Origin of the sequence: Thalassococcus profundi (assembly GCF_003344785.1) — a bacterium.
Lineage (GTDB): Bacteria > Pseudomonadota > Alphaproteobacteria > Rhodobacterales > Rhodobacteraceae > Puniceibacterium > Puniceibacterium profundi.
In genome coordinates, this window is record NZ_QPMK01000046.1 from 1 (window position 1) to 1,196 (window position 1,196).

Genomic DNA, 1,196 nt, shown 5'->3' on the forward strand with positions numbered 1-1,196 from the left:
TCGAGCAATGGCGCATCCACTACAACACCGTCAGGCCGCACAGCGCATTAGGCTATCGCCCACCCGCGCCAGAAAGCTTCGTTCCATTGGACCAGCGGCCAACGATGCACTAACAATCAAACCGGACCACCCGATGGGGGCAGACCACGCGATGATAGTAAAATATTCGGTATAATTTATCACATTTATGTGTAATAACGGATATTTAGCGATACACTTTGATACAAAAAGAAGATGGAATGTATTCTGTAAAATGGATAATCTCATTTTAGCACATAAGGCAATCTTATCGTGCATAGAAACGAAATGAGGTAGTAATGACTTCGAAAATTCTCAATGGCCTTCTGATCTCTGCGTTTGTCACCGTCTCGGCGACAAACGCTATGGCAAGCAATACATCCGAAGCTACCGTCGCAACGATCGAAAGGTATGCTCCGAACGCAAACATAGCCGCGCTGAACCACCGTCAAATTTCGACGCTGATGAATGTGATCTCATCGAGCGGTGATGGAATCAGCGATAAAAAAGCTATGGTACGGACTCTTATTCGAAAATTTGAAAACGGCGTATTTTCAGGATAACAAAGTGTTTTCTGGAAAGAGCGAGATCCCAAGCTGCACTCGACTAAAGTTGAGTGCAGCTTTAGGACTTTCGCAACCCGCCAGCCTCACATCGCCGTCGCAGTACTCTGGCTAAGAGATGCTGTATCGGGGCATGATTTGTGCACTGGCTGCCACGTTTTGCATACCAGCAGTTCGGCTGCCAACGGTTCCACGTTGGATCCAAAATGAGAAAGGGGGGGTCTAGGCTCAGGACCCATTAATCGACTTGAGGCTGCGAGGCCTGCATGATTCACCGTCCCCAAACCAAAGGGGGCATTATGAGCAATCTGTATTGGCTGAGCGAGGCTCAGATGAAGCGGCTTCGGCCCTATTTCCCGAAGAGCCATGGCGTGCCGCGCGTTGATGACCGGCGCGTCCTGAGCGGCATTATATTCATTAATCGTAATGGCTTGCGCTGGCGTGACGCGCCGCGTGAGTATGGCCCTCACAAGACATGGTGTGATTGCGGCGGTCGCTCTCCGGGGGCGAACGAGGTCCGGTATACTGGCCTCATGGATAAATGCCGTGAGGAGAACGACCTATGGAACACTATGCGGGGTTGGATGTTTCGCTGAAAGAGATTTCGATCTGTGT

At 50.3% G+C, this 1,196-nt stretch carries 2 protein-coding genes and 1 pseudogene; all 3 read left to right on the forward strand.

Going from position 1 to position 1,196, the window contains the following annotated elements; genetic code table 11:
- Window positions 1–113 (forward strand): integrase core domain-containing protein (locus DU478_RS22450; protein WP_147276379.1); only part of this gene is annotated, 113 nt, incomplete at its 5' end.
- A 204-nt stretch (window positions 114–317) separates the two neighbouring features.
- Window positions 318–581: a hypothetical protein gene (locus DU478_RS22780; RefSeq protein WP_147276410.1), complete on the forward strand. Its 264-nt coding sequence runs from the start codon at window positions 318–320 to the stop codon at window positions 579–581.
- Window positions 582–880: 299 nt separating this feature from the next.
- Window positions 881–1,057 (forward strand): annotated as a pseudogene (locus tag DU478_RS22455) (transposase); the annotation flags it as partial.
- Between the last annotated feature and the right edge of the window lie 139 nt (window positions 1,058–1,196).